Source organism: Duganella sp. Root336D2 (assembly GCF_001425005.1).
GTDB lineage: Bacteria > Pseudomonadota > Gammaproteobacteria > Burkholderiales > Burkholderiaceae_D > Rugamonas.
Map to the genome: position 1 here is coordinate 388,466 of NZ_LMDB01000037.1, position 18,279 is coordinate 406,744.

The 18,279-nt window shown below is 61.9% G+C and carries 13 protein-coding genes; 7 read left to right on the forward strand and 6 right to left on the reverse strand.

All coding sequences use genetic code 11. The annotated features are described in order from the left end of the window. Position 1: 1 nt before the first annotated feature. Positions 2-2,599, forward strand: coding sequence for a Fe/S-dependent 2-methylisocitrate dehydratase AcnD (gene acnD / locus ASD07_RS26170; RefSeq protein ID WP_055937426.1), 2,598 nt, complete (start codon positions 2-4; stop codon positions 2,597-2,599). Continuing rightward, positions 2,599-3,783 (forward strand): 2-methylaconitate cis-trans isomerase PrpF, encoded by a 1,185-nt coding sequence (gene prpF / locus ASD07_RS26175; protein WP_055937583.1) that lies wholly within the window; start codon positions 2,599-2,601, stop codon positions 3,781-3,783. Before acnD ends, prpF begins: the two co-directional genes overlap by 1 nt. 72 nt (positions 3,784-3,855) lie before the next feature. Here the strand turns inward: prpF and ASD07_RS26180 are convergent, their stop codons facing one another. Genes ASD07_RS26180 through tssI form a run of 4 tightly spaced genes read right to left on the reverse strand, consistent with a single transcriptional unit; the run spans position 3,856 to position 8,937 of the window. Continuing rightward, complete coding sequence (locus ASD07_RS26180) at positions 3,856-4,242, reverse strand: hypothetical protein (RefSeq protein WP_200953859.1); 387 nt, start codon at positions 4,240-4,242, stop codon at positions 3,856-3,858. Next, entirely contained in the window at positions 4,242-5,528 is a 1,287-nt protein-coding gene (locus ASD07_RS26185) for a PAAR domain-containing protein (RefSeq protein ID WP_055937428.1), read from the reverse strand. The genes ASD07_RS26180 and ASD07_RS26185 overlap by 1 nt, the downstream gene beginning before the upstream one ends. A 2-nt stretch (positions 5,529-5,530) precedes the next feature. After that, positions 5,531-6,361, reverse strand: coding sequence for a DcrB-related protein (locus ASD07_RS26190; RefSeq protein ID WP_055937431.1), 831 nt, complete (start codon positions 6,359-6,361; stop codon positions 5,531-5,533). An 11-nt stretch (positions 6,362-6,372) separates the two neighbouring features. Further along, the gene (tssI, locus tag ASD07_RS26195; protein ID WP_055937434.1) at positions 6,373-8,937 is read right to left on the reverse strand and encodes a type VI secretion system tip protein TssI/VgrG; all 2,565 of its coding nucleotides are present in this window, start codon (positions 8,935-8,937) and stop codon (positions 6,373-6,375) included. A 244-nt stretch (positions 8,938-9,181) separates the two neighbouring features. On the opposite strand from tssI, the gene ASD07_RS32175 reads away from it, so the two are divergent. Continuing rightward, positions 9,182-12,478, forward strand: coding sequence for a bifunctional diguanylate cyclase/phosphodiesterase (locus ASD07_RS32175; protein WP_055937436.1), 3,297 nt, complete (start codon positions 9,182-9,184; stop codon positions 12,476-12,478). Here the strand turns inward: ASD07_RS32175 and xth are convergent. Continuing rightward, positions 12,475-13,239: an exodeoxyribonuclease III gene (gene xth / locus ASD07_RS26205; RefSeq protein WP_055937439.1), complete on the reverse strand. Its 765-nt coding sequence runs from the start codon at positions 13,237-13,239 to the stop codon at positions 12,475-12,477. The two genes, ASD07_RS32175 and xth, sit on opposite strands and share 4 nt — an antisense overlap. Positions 13,240-13,601: 362 nt before the next feature. On the opposite strand from xth, the gene ASD07_RS26210 reads away from it, so the two are divergent. After that, positions 13,602-13,949, forward strand: a complete 348-nt coding sequence (locus tag ASD07_RS26210) for a hypothetical protein (RefSeq protein WP_055937442.1) — start codon at positions 13,602-13,604, stop codon at positions 13,947-13,949. Between the two features lie 79 nt (positions 13,950-14,028). Continuing rightward, positions 14,029-14,412 carry a hypothetical protein gene (locus ASD07_RS26215; RefSeq protein WP_229207295.1) on the forward strand — a complete coding sequence of 128 codons (384 nt, stop codon included), beginning with the start codon at positions 14,029-14,031 and terminating at the stop codon, positions 14,410-14,412. A gap of 46 nt (positions 14,413-14,458) precedes the next feature. Here the strand turns inward: ASD07_RS26215 and ASD07_RS26220 are convergent, their stop codons facing one another. Beyond that, positions 14,459-15,955 carry a leucyl aminopeptidase gene (locus tag ASD07_RS26220; RefSeq protein WP_055937445.1) on the reverse strand — a complete coding sequence of 499 codons (1,497 nt, stop codon included), beginning with the start codon at positions 15,953-15,955 and terminating at the stop codon, positions 14,459-14,461. A 42-nt stretch (positions 15,956-15,997) separates the two neighbouring features. Here ASD07_RS26220 and lptF point away from each other — a divergent pair, with 42 nt between their 5' ends. Beyond that, positions 15,998-17,113, forward strand: coding sequence for an LPS export ABC transporter permease LptF (gene lptF / locus ASD07_RS26225; RefSeq protein WP_055937448.1), 1,116 nt, complete (start codon positions 15,998-16,000; stop codon positions 17,111-17,113). Further along, a complete protein-coding gene (gene lptG, locus ASD07_RS26230; protein ID WP_055937452.1) occupies positions 17,110-18,279 on the forward strand; it encodes an LPS export ABC transporter permease LptG in 1,170 nt (389 codons plus the stop codon). The genes lptF and lptG overlap by 4 nt, the downstream gene beginning before the upstream one ends.

An 18,279-nucleotide genomic window follows, 5' to 3' on the forward strand; every position in this document is an offset into this window, starting at 1 on the left:
CATGAACACCCAATACCGCAAACAACTCCCAGGCACCAGGCTGGATTACTTCGACGCGCGCGAAGCTGTCGATGCGATCAAGCCGGGCGCCTACGCTACGCTGCCGTACACCTCGCGTGTGCTGGCGGAAAACCTGGTGCGCCGCTGCGACCCGTCCATGCTGACCGCGTCGCTGTCGCAGCTGATCGAGCGCAAGCGCGACCTGGACTTCCCATGGTTCCCGGCGCGCGTGGTGTGCCACGACATCCTGGGCCAGACCGCGCTGGTCGACCTGGCAGGCCTGCGCGACGCGATCGCGGAGCAGGGCGGCGACCCAGCCCTGGTCAACCCTGTGGTGCCGACGCAGCTGGTGGTCGACCATTCGCTGGCGGTGGAATGCGGCGGGTTCGATCCGGATGCGTTCAACAAGAACCGCGCCATCGAAGACCGCCGTAATGAAGACCGCTTCGACTTCATCAACTGGACCAAGAAGGCGTTCCAGAACGTCGACGTGATCCCGCCAGGCAACGGCATCCTGCACCAGATCAACCTGGAGCGCATGTCGCCCGTCATTCAGGTGAGCGACGGCGTAGCGTATCCGGACACCCTGGTCGGCACCGACTCCCACACCCCGATGGTGGACGCGCTGGGCGTGATCGCAATCGGCGTGGGCGGCCTGGAAGCGGAAACCGTGATGCTGGGCCGCGCCTCCTGGATGCGCCTGCCGGACATTATCGGCGTTGAGCTGACCGGTAAGCCGCAGCCTGGCATCACCGCCACCGACATCGTGCTGGCGCTGACTGAATTCCTGCGCAAGGAAAAAGTGGTCTCGGCTTACCTGGAGTTCCATGGCGAAGGTTCGACCGCGCTGACCCTGGGCGACCGCGCAACGATCTCCAATATGGCGCCTGAATTCGGCGCCACCGCGGCAATGTTCTCCATCGACGCGCAGACCATCAAGTACCTGAAGCTGACCGGCCGTGACGACGACCTGGTCGAATTGGTGGAAACTTACGCCAGGCACACCGGCCTGTGGTCGGACGACCTGGCCACCGCGGAGTACGAGCGCGTGCTGACGTTTGACCTGTCGAGCGTGGTGCGCAATATCGCCGGTCCGTCCAATCCGCACAAGCGCGTGCCGACCAGCGAGCTGGCCGCACGCGGCATTTCGGGCGTGGTGGAAAACGAGCCGGGCAAGATGCCTGACGGCGCCGTGATCATCGCCGCCATCACCAGCTGCACCAACACCAACAATCCGCGCAATATGATCGCCGCCGGCCTGTTGGCCCGCAATGCGAACAAGGCGGGCTTGCTGCGCAAACCATGGGTCAAGTCCTCGCTGGCGCCAGGCTCCAAGGCTGTCACGTTATACCTGGAAGAAGCGGGCCTGATGCCTGAACTGGAAAAGCTGGGCTTCGGCGTCGTCGCATATGCTTGCACCTCGTGCAACGGCATGTCCGGCGCGCTGGATCCCGTGATCCAGAAGGAAGTGGTCGAGCGCGACCTGTACGCCACCGCCGTCCTGTCGGGCAACCGCAACTTCGACGGCCGTATCCACCCGTACGCCAAGCAAGCCTTCCTGGCTTCGCCCCCGCTGGTGGTGGCCTACGCCATCGCCGGCACCATCCGCTTCGATATCGAGAAGGATGTGCTGGGCCATGACGCCGCCGGCAAGGCCATCACCCTGAAGGACCTGTGGCCGAGCGACGAAGAAATCGACGCCATCGTCGCTTCTTCCGTCAAGCCGGAACACTTCCGCAAAGTCTACATCCCGATGTTCGCGCGCAGCGAAGAAGCCGCCGAACGTGCCGAGCCGCTGTACGACTGGCGTCCGCAATCGACCTACATCCGCCGTCCGCCGTACTGGGAAGGTGCGCTGGCAGGCGAGCGTACCCTGAGCGGTATGCGCGCGCTGGCCGTGCTGGGCGATAACATCACCACCGACCACCTGTCGCCATCGAATGCGATCATGATGGATTCCGCTGCAGGCGAATACCTGCACAAAATGGGCTTGCCGGAAGAGGACTTCAACTCCTACGCCACCCACCGCGGCGACCACCTGACCGCGCAGCGCGCCACGTTCGCCAACCCGACGCTGAAAAACGAAATGGTGCGCAATGCCGACGGCAGCATCAAGGCCGGTTCGCTGGCCCGGGTGGAGCCGGAAGGCCAGGTGACCCGCATGTGGGAAGCCATCGAAACCTATATGGAGCGCAAGCAGCCGCTGATCGTGATCGCCGGCGCCGACTACGGCCAGGGTTCCTCGCGTGACTGGGCCGCCAAGGGCGTGCGCCTGGCCGGCGTGGAGGCCATTGTGGCCGAAGGCTTCGAGCGCATCCACCGCACCAACCTGGTGGGCATGGGCGTGCTGCCGCTGGAGTTCAAGCCGGGCGTGAACCGCCTGACCCTTGGCATCGACGGCACGGAGACTTTCGATGTCATCGGCAAGCGCTCACCGCGCGCCACCCTGACCCTGGTCATTAACCGCAAGAACGGCGAACGCGTTGAAGTACCGGTCACCTGCCGCCTCGATTCGTCGGAAGACGTATCGATCTACGAAGCAGGCGGCGTGCTTCAGCGTTTCGCGCAGGACTTCCTTGAATCGGCAAAGGCGGCATGATGGCACACGCACCGCAAATCAAGATAGCCGCCACCTATATGCGCGGCGGCACCAGCAAGGGCGTGTTCTTCCGGCTGCAGGACCTGCCGCAAGCGGCCCAGGTGCCAGGCAAGGCGCGCGACGCCTTGCTGCTGCGCGTGATCGGCAGCCCGGACCCTTATGGCAAGCAGATTGACGGCATGGGCGGCGCGACCTCGAGCACCAGCAAGACGGTGATCCTGTCCGCTTCCACCCGTTCCGACCATGACGTGGACTACCTGTTCGGCCAGGTTAGCATCGACAAGGCTTTTGTCGACTGGAGCGGCAACTGCGGCAACCTTTCCGCAGCGGTCGGGGCGTTCGCCATCAGCGGCGGACTGGTAGCTCCAGCCCGCGTGCCACGCGACGGCATGGCTGTGGTGCGCATCTGGCAAGCCAATATCGGCAAGACGATCATCGCGCATATTCCGATGAACAATGGCGAAGTGCAGGAAACCGGCGACTTCGAGCTTGATGGCGTGACCTTCCCGGCCGCCGAAGTGCAGCTTGAGTTCATTGACCCGGCGGCGGAAGAGGAGGGAGCGGGAGGTTCGATGTTCCCCACCGGCCGCCTGGTCGACGATCTGGAAGTCCCGGGCGTCGGTACACTGAGGGCAACCATGATCAACGCCGGCATTCCGACCATCTTCATCAATGCCGATGCTATCGGCTACACCGGCACGGAGCTGCAGGATGCGATCAACGGCGACGCCGCCGCACTGGCGAAGTTCGAAAACATCCGTGCCCACGGCGCGGTGCGCATGGGGTTGATCAAGGACGTGTCGGAAGCGGCCACGCGCCAGCACACGCCAAAGGTGGCCTTCGTCGCGCCGCCAACCGGCTACACCGCATCCAGCGGCAAGCAGGTGCAGGCCGGCGACATCGACCTGCTGGTGCGCGCCCTCTCGATGGGCAAGCTGCACCACGCGATGATGGGCACTGCAGCAGTGGCAATCGGCACGGCTGCCGCCATTCCCGGCACCCTGGTCAACCTGGCAGCCGGGGGCGGCGAACGTGAAGCGGTGCGTTTCGGCCATCCTTCCGGTACGCTGCGTGTTGGCGCCCAGGCCACGCAGGAGAATGGCGAGTGGACCGTGAAGAAAGCCATCATGAGCCGCAGCGCGCGGGTCCTGATGGAAGGCTGGGTGAGGGTGCCAGCCGCCTGATGCGCCAGGCTATGCGTTCGGCTTGACGGCCGGACGCTTGCGCGCCTGGACGCATGCAGGCCCACCGCGTCATCATCGCCTGATATCGTCGTCTTCGTCGTCATCGTCATAGAATTTACCGGGCGGGCCATATTCCCCGTTCTGGAACACCGGGCACCAGCCAAAGCTTGTGTCGAACATGGCGAGGTCGATGACCTTGTAGACGCCCGGCTGCGCAGCTTCCAGTGACACCATCCCGAAGGTGTAGTGGGTATAAATGCCGCCTACGCCCGAAATAGCCCGCTCGTGGAGCAGCTTCCAATCCCAACCTTGCACAACACCTGTCGCTTCCGGTAATGGGTCCAGGAATTCGATTTCGAATTCCTTGGCTACCTTGCAAAAGCAAGGGATGTTTTTTTGCCGGATCATTTCTTCCGAAATGAGATTCTTTGGCAGATTAATATGCAGGTACAGACTCACTACTTTCTCCTTGGGACACTGACATTTCGCGGCACGATGACTTCGCCGGTGAAATGCTGTTCAAATTTGCTGACGGGCTGAAAATACTGCTTACCATGCGGGTCACGGATAGCCACAACGCGTACGCCGTTTCGCGTAGTTACGCCGTCAACCACAACATAGTGCAGGAATCCTGGGGGATTGGCCTTCGGATTATCTGCAATCACCGCCATGATCGGCACGCCTTTCGACGTGTATTTTGCTACGTCATTCACGTTGCGGCCAGTCCATGCCATAGCCTTAACGTCCTCGGTGCGGAACAAACTGACCATGCGCGGCATGGTAGTGCCACCACCGGCCGGCGGTACTCGATCAATGAGCGCGCCAACTTCGACAGGCTTACCGAGAGTATCCATTATCATGGCCATCGAGTTCTGGCCGCAAGTTGGCTTTTGTCCCTGGTTCAGCACCAGGCGGTCCGTATTCCTTGGTAACCCCGTACGCGTAAAGGGATTTCTGCCAACGTCCGCATTCGGGTGAACATCATCCCCCGGGGCGGCGGCTTTAGGGGAAACCGACGTCGGCTTCCACAGACCGGCACCTTTGGCGCCGAGGAAGCCTCCAAGCAGGCCGCCACCCAGCATCGACCACTTCTGGCCGTCCGAGCCTTCGCCAAATATTTTCCCGCCAACCCAGCCCCCGCCCATTCCGCCAAGGATGCCGCCAATCAGCCCGCCGGCAGCGACGACGGGACCGGCAAGCACCACAGCTGCGCCTGCGCCGACGACGAACAGTGCGACATGCACCCAGGTCGGCACCAGGTCTTCGGCGTGCATATCGTCGGTCTGCACGGTCTCGCCACCAATATTCACGTTGGGAGAACCCTTGGTGATGGTGGCGCTGCAGGTGGTCTTGTCGTCGACGCGTGCGGCTGGCCAGCTATTGATGAAGACTTTGCCGCTGCCGGTCGCCACCTTTTCAGTATCCGTATGCTTGTCGCACTTCGCTGTGTCGAGGTGGGCGCGGATTGCACGCAGGCTGTTGGTGAAGACGTTGGGTGAGCCTGTGGTGGTGATGTTGCCCACTTCCTCTTTGGGCGCCCAACTCATGGTACTCATCACTTCACCTATGCCGCCACCGGCTGCTGCTGCGCCGCCGATGATGGCGGCGGCGGCCAGGCCGCCAGTGCCGACGACGGCCACCGCCGCCACCGCGATAGCTGCGGCGGCGATCAGGCCGCCCAGCAGCCAGCTCATGGTGGGGCTATGACCGATCGGGTCATTCAGCCTTGCTGCCGCTTGTGCCATGGCTAGGCCGCCTGCTGTTCGAGGAAATTGCGCACCGCGTCCAGATGCGGCAGACCCGGAACGTCCATTGGTGGATCGTAGATGGCCGCCAGGTGCAGGTTGTCGAGCAGGCTTGTGGCGTCGGGATCAGGATGGGCCGCCAATTGATACATGCCCGTGTTGCGCAAGCCCGGATCGTAGGAATTGGGCGCCGTGAAATGCGGCTGCAAACGGTTGCCGGCAGCGTCGAAGAAGGCCCAGGTTTCCAGCTCCACTTCGCGCGGGTCGGTCTTGCGGCAGGCCTCGGCCTGGTTGGCGTAGACGTGCAGGCTGCGCCGGCGTGCAGAAAGTGCGAAGGTGTATGGCTGAGTAGCTGCCACCACTTTCCGTTTGGGGGCGGCCGCAGCCACGCTCAAAGGATTCCGCAGCGTCATGCTGGCGAGAAGACCGTCAAACGCTGCGTTCCATTCTTCGGTAAAGGCATTCAGGCAGGTGGCCGCGATCATTATGGCCTGGCGCGTGCCGGGTGCTGGCCCCTCCACCAGCACGATGGCCTGGCGCTGGTGCATGAAGTTTCCGTCCTTGCGCCAGCTGTAGGCCAGTTCGATGGCCGGGGAGGCGCCCACCTGGCATTCCTTCAGGCCACGCAGCTGGAAGCGGGGCAGGGCGCGGCCCAGTTCCTGCCGCAGGCGATCGCCGAAATCTGCCAGGCTTTCTTCCGGCAGCACGTCGGCATGGGTAATGACGACGCTGAATTCACTTGGCCCATCATCCCGCATCACGAACATGTGCATCGATTTGTCTTTGAGCGGCGCTGGCAGATCGAACGTGGCGCTATTGGTGTGGTATTGCATTGTTGAGGCTCCTACTTGTTCAGGTCGATACGGTCGCTGCCGACGATGTCGACATACTTGCCCTGGATGGTGATGGTGCCGTCGGCGCGCAGCTCGATCTTGCTGGCGCCGACTTGCAGCGTGATGTCGGTGCTGGCCGTCAGGTGGATATGCTGGGTGTCGGATTTGATGTCGACGAATTTGTTGGCGCCCACCTCAACATGCTCGGTTTCTGCCTTGAGCATGACGTGCTTTTTCGCCGTGGCACCGATATGCTCGGTCTCCGCCTTCAGCTCCACGAATTTCTTTGCCGTGGCGCCGATGTGCTCCGTCTCCGCCACCACTTCGACGTGCTTCTTCGCGGTCAGGGCAATATGTTCGGTTTCGGCGGTCAGCGCGATATGCTGCTTTGCCCGCTGGTCGATATAGGAGGTCTCCGACACTATTTCGATCTGCTGCTTGACCGTGTTGCGCTGGTAGCCCTGGCTTACCGTATTGGTCTGGTGCGGGCCGTTGACGGTGGTCGCGTGCGCGTTCTGCACGGTCGTGACCATGTCCTTCTGTGCGTGGATGTTGATCAGCTCCGCCCCCTTGGAGTCGTGGATCACCATTTCGCTGAAACCGCCGCCGCCCGGCGTGGAGCGGCTCTTGAAGCCCATCATGTGGGCGCCGTCCGGCAGGGCGTAGGGCGCCGGCTGGTCGGCGTTGAACAGGCGTCCCGTACACACCGGGCGGTCTGGATCGCCTTCCAGGTAATCGATCAGGACCTCCTGCCCGATGCGCGGGATGGAAACCGTGCCCCAGCCTTTGCCGGCCCACGGCTGCGATACCCGGATCCAGCAGGAGCTTGCCGCGTCGCGGCGCCCGTAGCGGTCCCAGTGGAATTGCACCTTGATGCGGCCATACTGGTCGGTGTGGATTTCCTGCCCCTTGGGGCCGACCACGGTGGCGGTCTGCGGGCCGGGCATGCGCGGCGAGCGATGCGCGCGCACGGGGCGATACGGGATCTTGCGGCGGATCGCGCTGAAGCTGTTGCGATAAACGTCGTCCTGGTCGCTGGCGAAGAAGTTGTTGCGGCAATCGAGCCGCACGCCGATGACCAGGAAGTCGTTGTCCTTTTCGTCGGTCACGTCGAACCAGTGGTGGCCATGCAGCTTGAAAGTGTGCCCCGGAACCAGGCCGCGGCAGTCGGATTCGCCGGCAAACAGCTTGGCCTGCCATTCCATCGCTTCCATGCGCAGTTGCGCCTCGCGCTCACCGCTGTCGCGGTCTTTGTAGGAGAACGCCGGATTGCCGTCGTAGACTTCGAGCGTCGGCACATCGCCTTGGCGCGCGGCAGTCGGCAGCTCCACGTATTGCACCGTATTGGGCGACTTGAAGTCAAACGTGTTGAGGGCAACCTTGGTCGGCTGCAGCACGCGCCGCGCAGTGAAGGCGGTGACTGCATCGCGCTCGTGCCAGCGGTTGCCGCCATTGAAGTCGATTTCGGCGTGGGCCGACTGCGGCGGGCAGAAAGTACTGTCGCGCGAATCGTCGCTGATCACCATGACGTGGCCTTCCTCGCTGTGCTCGAAGTAGTAGAACAGGCCGTACTTCTCCATCAGGCGGCTGACGAAGTGCTCGTCGGTTTCGTCGTATTGGACGATGTAGTTTTCCGGCAGGTAGGATTTGGCGGTCCTGAATTCATAGGCCGCCAGGCTGCCGTAGTCCGTGGTGAAGATCTGTGTCAGTACATCGACCACGCTCAGGTCCTGGAAGATGCGGGAGTTGGTGCGGCGTTGCAGGAAGGCCAGCCATGGGACGATTTCGGCATGGTAGAAGGCGAAACCGCCGTCCGAACGGGTGAATCCGAAGACATTGACGTAGCCGTTGATGAATTGCTCGCTGCCGTCTGCCAGGCGCACGCCGACGCTGACGTTCTTGCCCAGCAGGTCTTGCAGGTCGATGCTGGAGCTCTTGGAGAGCAGGCGCAAGGTGAAGCAGTAGGGCGAGGATAGAGCGGATTCGCCGGTCACCGCTTCGACCAGCAGGGCCTTGTCGCCCTCCAGGGGCGAATAGAATCGCAGCAGGCGGCTGCCTTCGTGCAGGGCGGCAAACGGGCCGCTGCCGACAGCCTGCTGCAGCGCTGCCAGGCGCGGCTTCATGACAGCCGGCGCATATTCCGGCGCCGGCGACATGAAGTCCTCGATCGCCAGGCCGGCCAGCGGATGTTCTTCGATTTGCAGCGCCTTGGCCAGGGCCGGTGCGGCGGCGGGCGCAGCCTCTTCGACTGCGCGGGAGTGCGCAGCGTGCGTTTCCGCCGCCAGCGCGTTGACAGCAGGAAGGGCGCCGCCCAGGCCTTGCGCTGCCAATGCGGGCGCGCCCTGCAACAGCGGTGCCGGCACTGCTTCAGCGCTCCCGATAGCGCCAAGCCCGGCGCCAATCGCTTCTTGCGCCAACTGCGCAGCAGCAGGCGGCAGCCTGTCCTGGGTTGCCATGTCTACTGCGGTGGGTAGTGCCTGGCCGGCCAGTTTGCCGGCCAGCGCGGATACGCCTGGCGCCTCGCCGGGGGGCGATGACGCCAGCGCTGTCTTGCCATCCAATGGACCAAACGACATTCGGGCAACTCCTATCAATTATCCGGGGGAACAAGTGCGCCGAGTGCACTTATCAAATTTACAAAGTTTCGAAGAATATCAAATTGCGCCGAGAGCCAACGCACGGTTGAAAGAGGAGGTTGATGCTGCGCGTCGGCAAAAACACATGGCTTTGTTGTAACAAGGCCAGCAAACCCGGCGTTTTCTTTGACGCGCCAGTTTTGTACGCTATGATCGGCTGGATACCCCCGGAGTCCAGGCGTACATGAATTCTGTTTCGAGCAATGTTGAAGTTGTGGCCAATGCCTTGCAATTGGTCGGAATGCCGGCCTGCGCCTGCGATGCCGACGGCCTGGTGATCGCATCCAACTCCGAATTCGACGCCTTGCTGCAATCGGACCCGCGCGGGCGCAACGTGGTGGAGATGTTTGCCCGCCATGTGCGCGCCGAAGCGAATGCGCAGTTGAATGCCGCGCTGGTGGTTTCCGCAGCCTTGCCGAACATGGCGCCGCGCACCGCGCCCAAGTGGGACAGCGTGCTGACCAACGCCAGCGGCAATTACATCGCCGTGCAACTGACCGTCAAGGCGCTGCCGGGCGGACTCGATGGCGGCGCCACCATCATCTTCAATGACATCAGCAGTGCCCAGCGCGACCAGCGCGCGCTGCGCAAGGCCATGCTGGAGCAGCAGGCCATCCTGGAAAATGCGGCTGTCGGCATCATCCTGGCCAAAAACGGCTACGTGGTCGAATGCAATATGCGCGCGGCCGAGATGTTCGGCTATGCGCGCCAGGAGCTGGAGGGCGCGCCGAGCGACATCCTGTACCCGACCCCGGAAGAAGCGCTGCGCATGCGCACCGAGTACTTTCCGGTGCTGGCGCAGGGCACGCCGCTGACGCTGGAACTGCAATTGCGCCGCCGCGACGGCAGCCTGTTCTGGTGCCGCTCCAATGGCCGTGCGCTGGACCCGTCCGATGCCCGCGAAGGCACGGTCTTCATCCTGGAAGATATCAATGAGCAGCGGGTGGCGACGGAAGCGATGGGGCGCCTGCTGCTGGAGCAGAAAGCGATCCTGGACAATGCATCGGTCGGCATCCTGTTCACCAAGAACCAGGAAATCCTGACGGTCAATCCGCGCATGGCTGAAATGTTCGGCTATACGCTGGAGCAGCTGCGCGGCCGCCATGCTTCGATCCTGTTTGAACAGGCCGCGCAGCACACGGCTTTCGGCTTGCAGGCCGGGCCTTTGCTCGCTGCAGGCCGCCTGTTCGAACTGCGCGAGTGCCAGCTGGTGCGCAAGGACGGCGCCATCATCTGGTGCCGCGTGCGCGCCCAGGCGGTGGACCAGGCGCACAACGCCGGCGGCACTATCTGGATCCTGGAGGACGTGACCTTGTCGCGCCAGACTCAGATGGAAGTCGAGGCCATCATGACCAATGCCTCGATCAGCATCCTGTTCACCAAGAACCGCCTGATCACGCGCTATAACCGGGGCTTTGCCGACATGTTCGGCTACCAGGGCGATGAAGCGCTGGGCATGCCGGGCCGCGCCATTTATCCGGACGACGAAACCTATCACCGGGTCGGCTCCATTGCCGGCCCGCTGCTTAGCCAGGGCCGGCACTTCCACTCCGAGACGCTGATGCGCCGCAAAGACGGCAGCGACTTCTGGGCCCAGTTGATCGGCTATGTGGTCAATCCGGAAGACCCAACCCAGGGTACGATCTGGATCATCGAAGACCGCACCGCGCAAAAGCACGACGAAGAATCGCTGCGCAATGCGCTGCTGGAGAACCAGGCCATCCTGGACAGCGCGGTAATGGGCATATCCGTTTGCGAGAAGGGCCGCAACCTTCGTTGCAACGCCAAGATGGAGGAACTGTTCGGCTACGGCCCGGGTGAAATGGCCGGCGTCAGCGTACAGACCTTTTATCCCGACCTGGCGGGCTGGGACGCGGCCCGCAAGGCGACCGAAAAAGACTTCCTGGCCGGTCACGCCAGCGCTTACGAATACCGGCTTGTGCGCAAGGACGGCAGCAGTTTCTGGGCGCGTCTGTCGGGACGTCCATTCGACATGGCCGATCCCAAAGGCCGCTCGGTATGGCTGATCGACGACGTCACCTCGCGCCGTGAAGCCGCCGAGGCGGTGCGCCGTGCACGCGACGAACTGGAAGTGCGGGTGCTGGAACGTACCGCAGAACTGGCAGGTGCGAACGCGCAGTTGCAGGCTGAAATCGTGGAGCGCCGCCAGGCCGAGGCCCGTGTGCACCACATGGCATACCACGACAGCCTGACCGGCCTGCCCAACCGCGCACTGCTGGCAGATCGCCTGGACCGCGCCATGCTGGCCGCGCAGCGCTCCGGGTGTCGCCTGGCCGTGATGTTCATCGATCTTGACCGCTTCAAGACCATCAACGATTCGCTGGGCCATATGACCGGCGACGCCCTGCTGAAGGAGGTGGCGGCGCGCCTGGTGGGTGCGGTGCGGGCCAGCGATACCGTGGCGCGCCTGGGCGGCGACGAATTCGTGGTGCTGCTGCCCGGCATTCACGGCACCGACGAATCGAGCCACGTTGCGCAAAAGATCATCGACCTGCTGTCCGAGCCGATTCCGCTGGAAGGGCGCCTGCTGCATATCACGCCGTCGATCGGCATTTGCACCTATCCCGATGACGGCAGCGACGTTGCCACGCTGATGCGCAATGCCGATGCGGCCATGTACCACGCCAAGGCTTCCGGCCGCAATAATTACCAGTACTTCAACGAAGAGATGAACATGGCGGCCGCCATGCATTTCGAGATGGAGAGCGCCTTGCGCTCAGCCTTGCAACTGGGGCAGTTCGAGCTGCACTACCAGCCGATCATGGATATCGCCACGCGCAGGCTGGCTACGCTGGAAGTGTTGCTGCGCTGGCGGCGCCCGGCCGGCGGCCTGGTGATGCCGGACCAGTTCATTCCGCTGATCGAAGAAAACGGCCTGATCGTGCCGATCGGCGAATGGGTGCTGCGCCGCGCCTGCGAGCAAAGCATGGAGTGGCAGCGCCAAGGCATGGCGCCGGTGCCGATGGCGATCAACCTGTCGGCGCGCCAGTTCATGCATCGCGGCCTGGTCGATTCGATCCGGCGCACCCTGGAAGAAACCGGTATCGATCCGGTCCTGATCGAATTCGAGATCACGGAAACGGCGCTGATGCAGCATGGCGAACAGACGCTGGAGATCCTGGGCCAGATCAATGCGATGGGCATTCGCCTGTCGATCGACGACTTCGGCACCGGCTATTCCTCGCTGGCTTATTTGAAGCGCTTCCCGGTGCGCAAGATCAAGATCGACCGCGCCTTCATCAAGGACCTGGAAGAAAGCGCGGAAGACCGCGCCATCGTAGCCGCGATCATCGCGCTGTCGGACAGCCTGCAGCTATCGGTGGTGGCGGAAGGGGTGGAGACGGAAGGGCAGTTCCAGCTCTTGCGCGCGCAAGGCTGTACTTTTGCCCAGGGCTACTTGTTCTCGAAACCCGTGCTGGGCGTGCGCGCCCAGCTCATGATGGAACGCCAGGCAGCTTAAGCGCCCAGCGTCGCGATGACCGGCGCATGGTCGGACGGCTGCTGCCACTTGCGCGGTGCGCGGTCGATCACGCAGGACAGGCAGCGTTCTTTCAATGGCGCAGACAGCAGCACGTGGTCGATGCGCAAGCCCTTGTTCTTCTGGAAGCCCAGCATGCGGTAATCCCACCAGGAGAAGCTTTTTTCCGGCTGTTCGAACAGGCGGAATGAATCGTGCAGGCCGAGGTCGAACAGTGCCTGCAGGGCGGCGCGCTCCTTGTCCGAGCAGAATATGTCGCCTTCCATCGCCGGGTCATGCGTATCACGGATATCGGGCACGATGTTGTAGTCGCCCAGCACCGCAAGGTGCGCGTTGTTCGCCAGCTCTTCGCCCAGCCAGTCGCGGAAGCCGGCCATCCAGCCCAGCTTGTAGGTGTATTTGTCCGAGTCGAGCGCCTGGCCGTTTGGCACATAGGCGTTCACCACGCGGATGCCGTTGATGGTGGCGGCCAGGATGCGCTGCTGTTCGTCCGGGTATTTCGGATTGTTCTTGACCACGTCCTGCAGCGGATGGCGCGACAGGATGGCGACACCGTTGTAGGTTTTCTGGCCGTTGAAAACGACCTGGTAGCCCATCGCTTCGATTTCCTTGACCGGGAACTTGTCGTCCGTCAGCTTGGTTTCCTGGATGCACAGCACATCGACCGGATTTTCACCCAGCCATTTCGTAACGTGCGGCAAGCGAACGTTCAATGAGTTAACATTCCAAGTGGCTAATTTCATGTCGGGCTTTCAAGTTGCGTGGGGGCAGATCTTATCAATACTCACTATGCTATGGGAAGCTGTCGTATTTGAGCCAAACAATGATTCTGTGGTGACATCAAAATTGTGCTTTCCTGTCGCAAAAAGGTGCCACTGTAAAAATAATTTCCAATAGTGCTTCAAAGTTATCAGATTGGTACTAAAATTACGCTATCAACAACCGTAAACGTCAATATAATTAAACGGTTGGTATCGAAGTTGTTTCCGCGAAGCTGGGTGTTTTTGCTTATATACAACGAATTGAATGTTGTTGTAGGTAAATAAGTGGTAATATAGGGAAACTAATTCCGATTTAACGGGCACTGCAAACTAAAGGAATACACATGCGATCTGCATTCGAAGCATGGGCGCAGAAGGACGGCCAAATCGTCCGTCGGCGCGAAGACAAGCCAGAAGAGTATCTGGTGTATGAGACACAACGTCGTTGGCTGATCTGGCAAGCGGCACTGGAACACGGCAAGTCGCCTACCGGCCGCAAGTCCGCCCGCGAGGCAAGCGCACGCGCAGCGACCCAGCGTCCGCAAGCTATTGCAGTCGCTGACGCCGAAGTGCGTAATGAAGTCCTGAACGAAGTCCTGGACGCGTTCCAGGGCATTGGTGCGAACAGCATGGACGACATCATGCACGTCATTCAGGGCCTGCGCCAGAAACGGGGCCAGTCGGCCGACTGAGCCTGACTGCATGCCAACCAGGCTGAGTCGATTCGCGTCCGCAGCGCTATGCGCAGCGGCGGCGGGTGGCTGCGCCACTTTGTTCGACTCGACCGAGCAGTCGGTACTGGTGCAGACCGTGCTGGATCATCAGCAGGTGTCTGCCATCGGCTGTGTGCTCTCCAATGACCGGGGGCGCTGGTTCGTGACTTCCCCCGGGCGGGTGACCGTGCGCAAGAGCACCCAGCCGCTCGTGGTGGACTGCCGCCGCGAAGATGTCTGGGCTTATGACCAGATCGAAGCGCGCCAGAATGCCTCCAAGTGGGGCAATATCGTCTTCACCCTCGGAGCCGGCCAGATCGTCGATAAACAGACGGGGGCCGGCTTTGACTTGCCTTCCACGATTACGGTCGTCCTGCAACGCGGGGAGGGTGCTGCTGCGCGCGGTGCGCCGCCGCAGCTGCCGACATCGTCGGTCTACTAAAGAAAAAGCCGGGTTTCCCCGGCTTTTTTATTGACTGCTCCAAATATCAGCCTGCGCGGCCGATCAGGAAATTGGTCAGCATCGGCACTGGACGGCCGGTGGCGCCTTTGGCGGCGCCCGACTTCCATGCGGTGCCGGCGATATCGACGTGCGCCCATGGATACTTGCGGGTGAAGTTTTCCAGGAAGGCGGCCGCGGTGCAGGACGCGCCGCCTGGCGAGCCGATATTGGCCAGGTCCGCGAAGTTGGACTTTAGCTGGTCGTTGTACTGCTCGCCGATCGGCAGGCGCCATGCGGTGTCGCCGGTCGCTTTGCCCGATGCCATCAGGGCGTCGATCAGTGCATTGCCGGCTTCGTCGTCGCGCGCGAACACGCCGCTGTTATGGTGGCCCAGGGCGACGATGCAGGCGCCGGTCAGGGTCGCCACATCGATTACGGCGGCAGGGTTGAAGCGCTCGGCGTAGGTCAGGGCGTCGCACAGGATCAGGCGGCCTTCGGCGTCGGTGTTCAGGACTTCGATGGTCAGGCCGTTCATCGAGGTGACGATGTCGCCCGGTTTGGTGGCGCGGCCGGAAGGCATGTTTTCGCATGCGGCCACGATGCCGACCACGTTGGACTTCAGGCCCATTTCGCCGATCGCGCGGAAGGTGCCCAGTACCGAACCTGCGCCGCACATATCGTATTTCATCTCGTCCATGCCAGGACCGGCCTTGATCGAAATACCGCCGGTGTCGAAGGTGATGCCTTTGCCCACCAGGACGGTCGGTGCATCCTTGGCTTTGCCGCCTTTGTGCTTCAGGACGATGAACTTGGGCGCCTGTTCGGAACCGTTGGTCACGGACAGGAAGGAACCCATCTTCAGAGCTTCCATCTGCTTGCGCTCCAGGATCTCGACTTCAAAGCCGAAGTCCTTGCCCAGTTTCTTGGCGACGTTGGCCAGGTAGGTTGGGGTGCAGACGTTGGCGGAGAGGTTGCCCAGGTCCTTGGTCAGTTCCATGCCGTTGGCGGTGGCGAGCGCTTGCGACAGGGCCAGCTTGTTGCCGGCGCTGTTGGCCACGGCCAGCGCCACTTTCCCGGGACCGGCCCATGCCGGGTCTTTCTTGGATTTCTGTGCGTCGGTGCGGTACACGGCATCGCGGCCGGCCAGCACCACGCAGCGGATCGCCCAGTTGGCGTCGCGGCCTTTCACTTCTTCCAGAGGCAGTGCGATAATAGCGTCCGCCGATGCCACGGTGCCCAGCGCCTTGATGGCGGCATTGATGGCGGAACCGAAGGCTTTTTCGGCGACAGCTTCGTCGGCGCCCAGGCCGACCAGCAGCACGCGTTCGGCTGCGGCGCCTTTCAGGCCGCGCAGCAGCAGGGTGGTGCCGGCTTTGCCGGTGATGTCGCCTGATTTCAGGGCGGCGGTGATTTCGCCTGCGCCGTCGAGGGCTTTAGCCGCTTTCGAGAGCTTCTTGTTTTCGAAGACGCCGACCACGATGCAGCCGCTTTTGGCGCTGGCGATGGTGTTCTTGGCGTCGAGTGCTTTTATGCTAAAGTCCATTTGGTTTCTCCTAAATTTTGTAGAACGAATTATAAACGTCGAATGATCTTCCATCGCGCCCTCCGCCGTGAGCTGGTCAGCTCTGCCGGGGCTTCCTTTACGGTACTGTTCTCGATCCTCCTGACGTGGACCTTGATTTCGATCCTCGGCAAAGCCGCAGGCGGCAAGGTCGCGTCCAGCGATGTCATCGCGCTTATCGCGTTCGCAGCCCTGAATTATCTGCCAATTGTCCTGATTTTCACCAGTTTTATTTCCGTGTTGATGGTGGTGACCCGCATCTACAAGGATTCGGAGATGGTGGTCTGGTTTGCCGCGGGCGTCAGCCTGACGCGTTTCGTCAAGCCGGTATTCATGTTTGTCTTGCCGCTGGTCCTGCTGACCGGCGCGCTGAGTTTTTATGCGACGCCGTGGGCGCGTTCGAAGAGCGCCGATTACGTTGAGCGTTTCGCCAAGCGTGAAGACCTGCAGAAAGTTTCGCCGGGCCAGTTCAAGGAATCCTCGTCGGCCAACCGCATCTTCTTTGTGGAAGGCGTCACGGGCAGCAGCGCCGTGGTGCGCAACGTGTTCGTTAACCAGGTCGATGCCAAGGGCACGTCCGTGGTGGTGGCGAGCGAGGGCGTGATCGAGACGCTGCCTTCCGGCGACCGCCACCTGGTACTGAAGAACGGCCGCCGTTACCAGGGCAAGCCGGGCGATGCCGATTTCCAGAGCATGGAGTTCGAGCGATACAGCATGCGCGTTTCGCAGCAGTCGTCCGAGTCCGACAGCCAGAAGGAGACCAAAACGCTGCCGACGACGGAGCTGATCGCCGCCGGCACCAATCCAGCCAAGGGGGAACTGATGTGGCGCATGTCGCTGCCGCTGGCCTGCCTGGCGCTGTCGATGCTGGCGATTCCGCTGGGCTTCGTCAATCCGCGCGCGGGCAGTTCGATCAACCTGATTCTCGCAGTGCTGATCTTCTTCACTTATAACAACCTGATCAACGTGTTCGAGTCGGGTATCCGGCGCGGCAACTTCAAATTTGGCATGAGCTGGTGGCCGCTGCACCTGGCGATGGCGCTGGCAGTGCTGATATTGTTCGCCTGGCGCCTTAACGTAAATCACCGCTACCATCCTCGCGCGATGTGGGCCGCATTCAAGCGAGGGGTACGCAAATGAGCACTCTGCAACGCTACTTCTTCGTTTCGATCCTGCAGGCCGTCGCTTTTGCGCTGGCGGCTTTGCTTGGATTGCAGGCATTCTTCGACTTGACCGGCGAACTGCCTGTGGTCGGCAAGAACGGCTATGGCATGCAGCATGCCGCCTTGTTTACGCTGACGATGCTGCCGCAGCACGTAAACGAGGTGTTGCCGGTGGCGGCCTTGATCGGCACCATCTATACCATGGCGCAGTTCGCCTCGACTTCCGAGTTCACGATCATGCGTGCCTCGTCGATGTCTACCCGCATGGCCGCGGTCATGGTGGGCAAGGTCGGACTGGTGCTGGTGCTGATTGCCTTCATCTTCGGAGAACTGATTACGCCGCGCCTGGCGCCGGTGGCGGAAAAAGTTCGCCTGATGGGCCGAGGCGCCACCGTGTCGTCCGAATTCCGCTCCGGCATGTGGACCAAGGATATTATCAAGAGCGAAGGCATGACCGGCGAGGTGCAGGGTACGCGCTTTTTCAACGTGCGCGAAGTACGCTCGGATGGACAGCTGGCGGATGTCAAGCTGTACGACTTCGATAATCGCTTTCGCCTGCGTACGCTGACTTACGCCAAGACGGCTTCGTTCAAGGGCAATAACACCTGGCTCCTGAACGAGGTGACCGAGAATATCTTCAGCAACCCGGCATTGGCGGTGGAAGGGGCGCAAGCCAACCTGGCCAATAACTATGCGCAGGCAACCAGCCTGGTTGAGATCAGGCGGCATGCCAGCAAGGAGCTGATTTCGGAGATTACGCCAAAGATCCTGTCGGTGTCCGCCTCCGATCCTGAACACATGTCGGTCAATGAGCTGGCCGTGTATACCCGCCACCTGCAGGAAAACAAGCAGGGCACGGAGCGCTTCAAGATCGCCTTCTGGAAGAAGCTGTTCGACCCGCTGGCCATTTTCGTGCTGATGGCGCTGGCGCTGCCTTTCGCCTACCTGCATACGCGCGCCGGCGGCGTGAGCCTGAAGATCTTCATCGGCATCATGATCGGCGTCAGCTTCCTGCTGGTGAATACCCTGTTCTCGCATATCGGCCTGCTGTCGGCGCTTCCGGCGTTCCTGACGGCGCTGATGCCAAGCCTGCTCTACCTGATGCTGGCGCTGGGAGCCCTTTATTGGGTGGAGCGCCACTAG

Coding starts and splice junctions, on each gene's coding strand:
- lptF (WP_055937448.1), top strand. CDS start 15,998: ATGATCTTCCATCGCGCCCTCCGCCGTGAGCTGGTCAGCTCTGCCGGG.
- lptG (WP_055937452.1), top strand. CDS start 17,110: ATGAGCACTCTGCAACGCTACTTCTTCGTTTCGATCCTGCAGGCCGTC.
- ASD07_RS26185 (WP_055937428.1), bottom strand. CDS start 5,528: ATGGCACAAGCGGCAGCAAGGCTGAATGACCCGATCGGTCATAGCCCC.
- ASD07_RS26190 (WP_055937431.1), bottom strand. CDS start 6,361: ATGCAATACCACACCAATAGCGCCACGTTCGATCTGCCAGCGCCGCTC.
- ASD07_RS26210 (WP_055937442.1), top strand. CDS start 13,602: ATGCGATCTGCATTCGAAGCATGGGCGCAGAAGGACGGCCAAATCGTC.
- ASD07_RS32175 (WP_055937436.1), top strand. CDS start 9,182: ATGAATTCTGTTTCGAGCAATGTTGAAGTTGTGGCCAATGCCTTGCAA.
- xth (WP_055937439.1), bottom strand. CDS start 13,239: ATGAAATTAGCCACTTGGAATGTTAACTCATTGAACGTTCGCTTGCCG.
- acnD (WP_055937426.1), top strand. CDS start 2: ATGAACACCCAATACCGCAAACAACTCCCAGGCACCAGGCTGGATTAC.
- tssI (WP_055937434.1), bottom strand. CDS start 8,937: ATGTCGTTTGGTCCATTGGATGGCAAGACAGCGCTGGCGTCATCGCCC.
- prpF (WP_055937583.1), top strand. CDS start 2,599: ATGGCACACGCACCGCAAATCAAGATAGCCGCCACCTATATGCGCGGC.
- ASD07_RS26220 (WP_055937445.1), bottom strand. CDS start 15,955: ATGGACTTTAGCATAAAAGCACTCGACGCCAAGAACACCATCGCCAGC.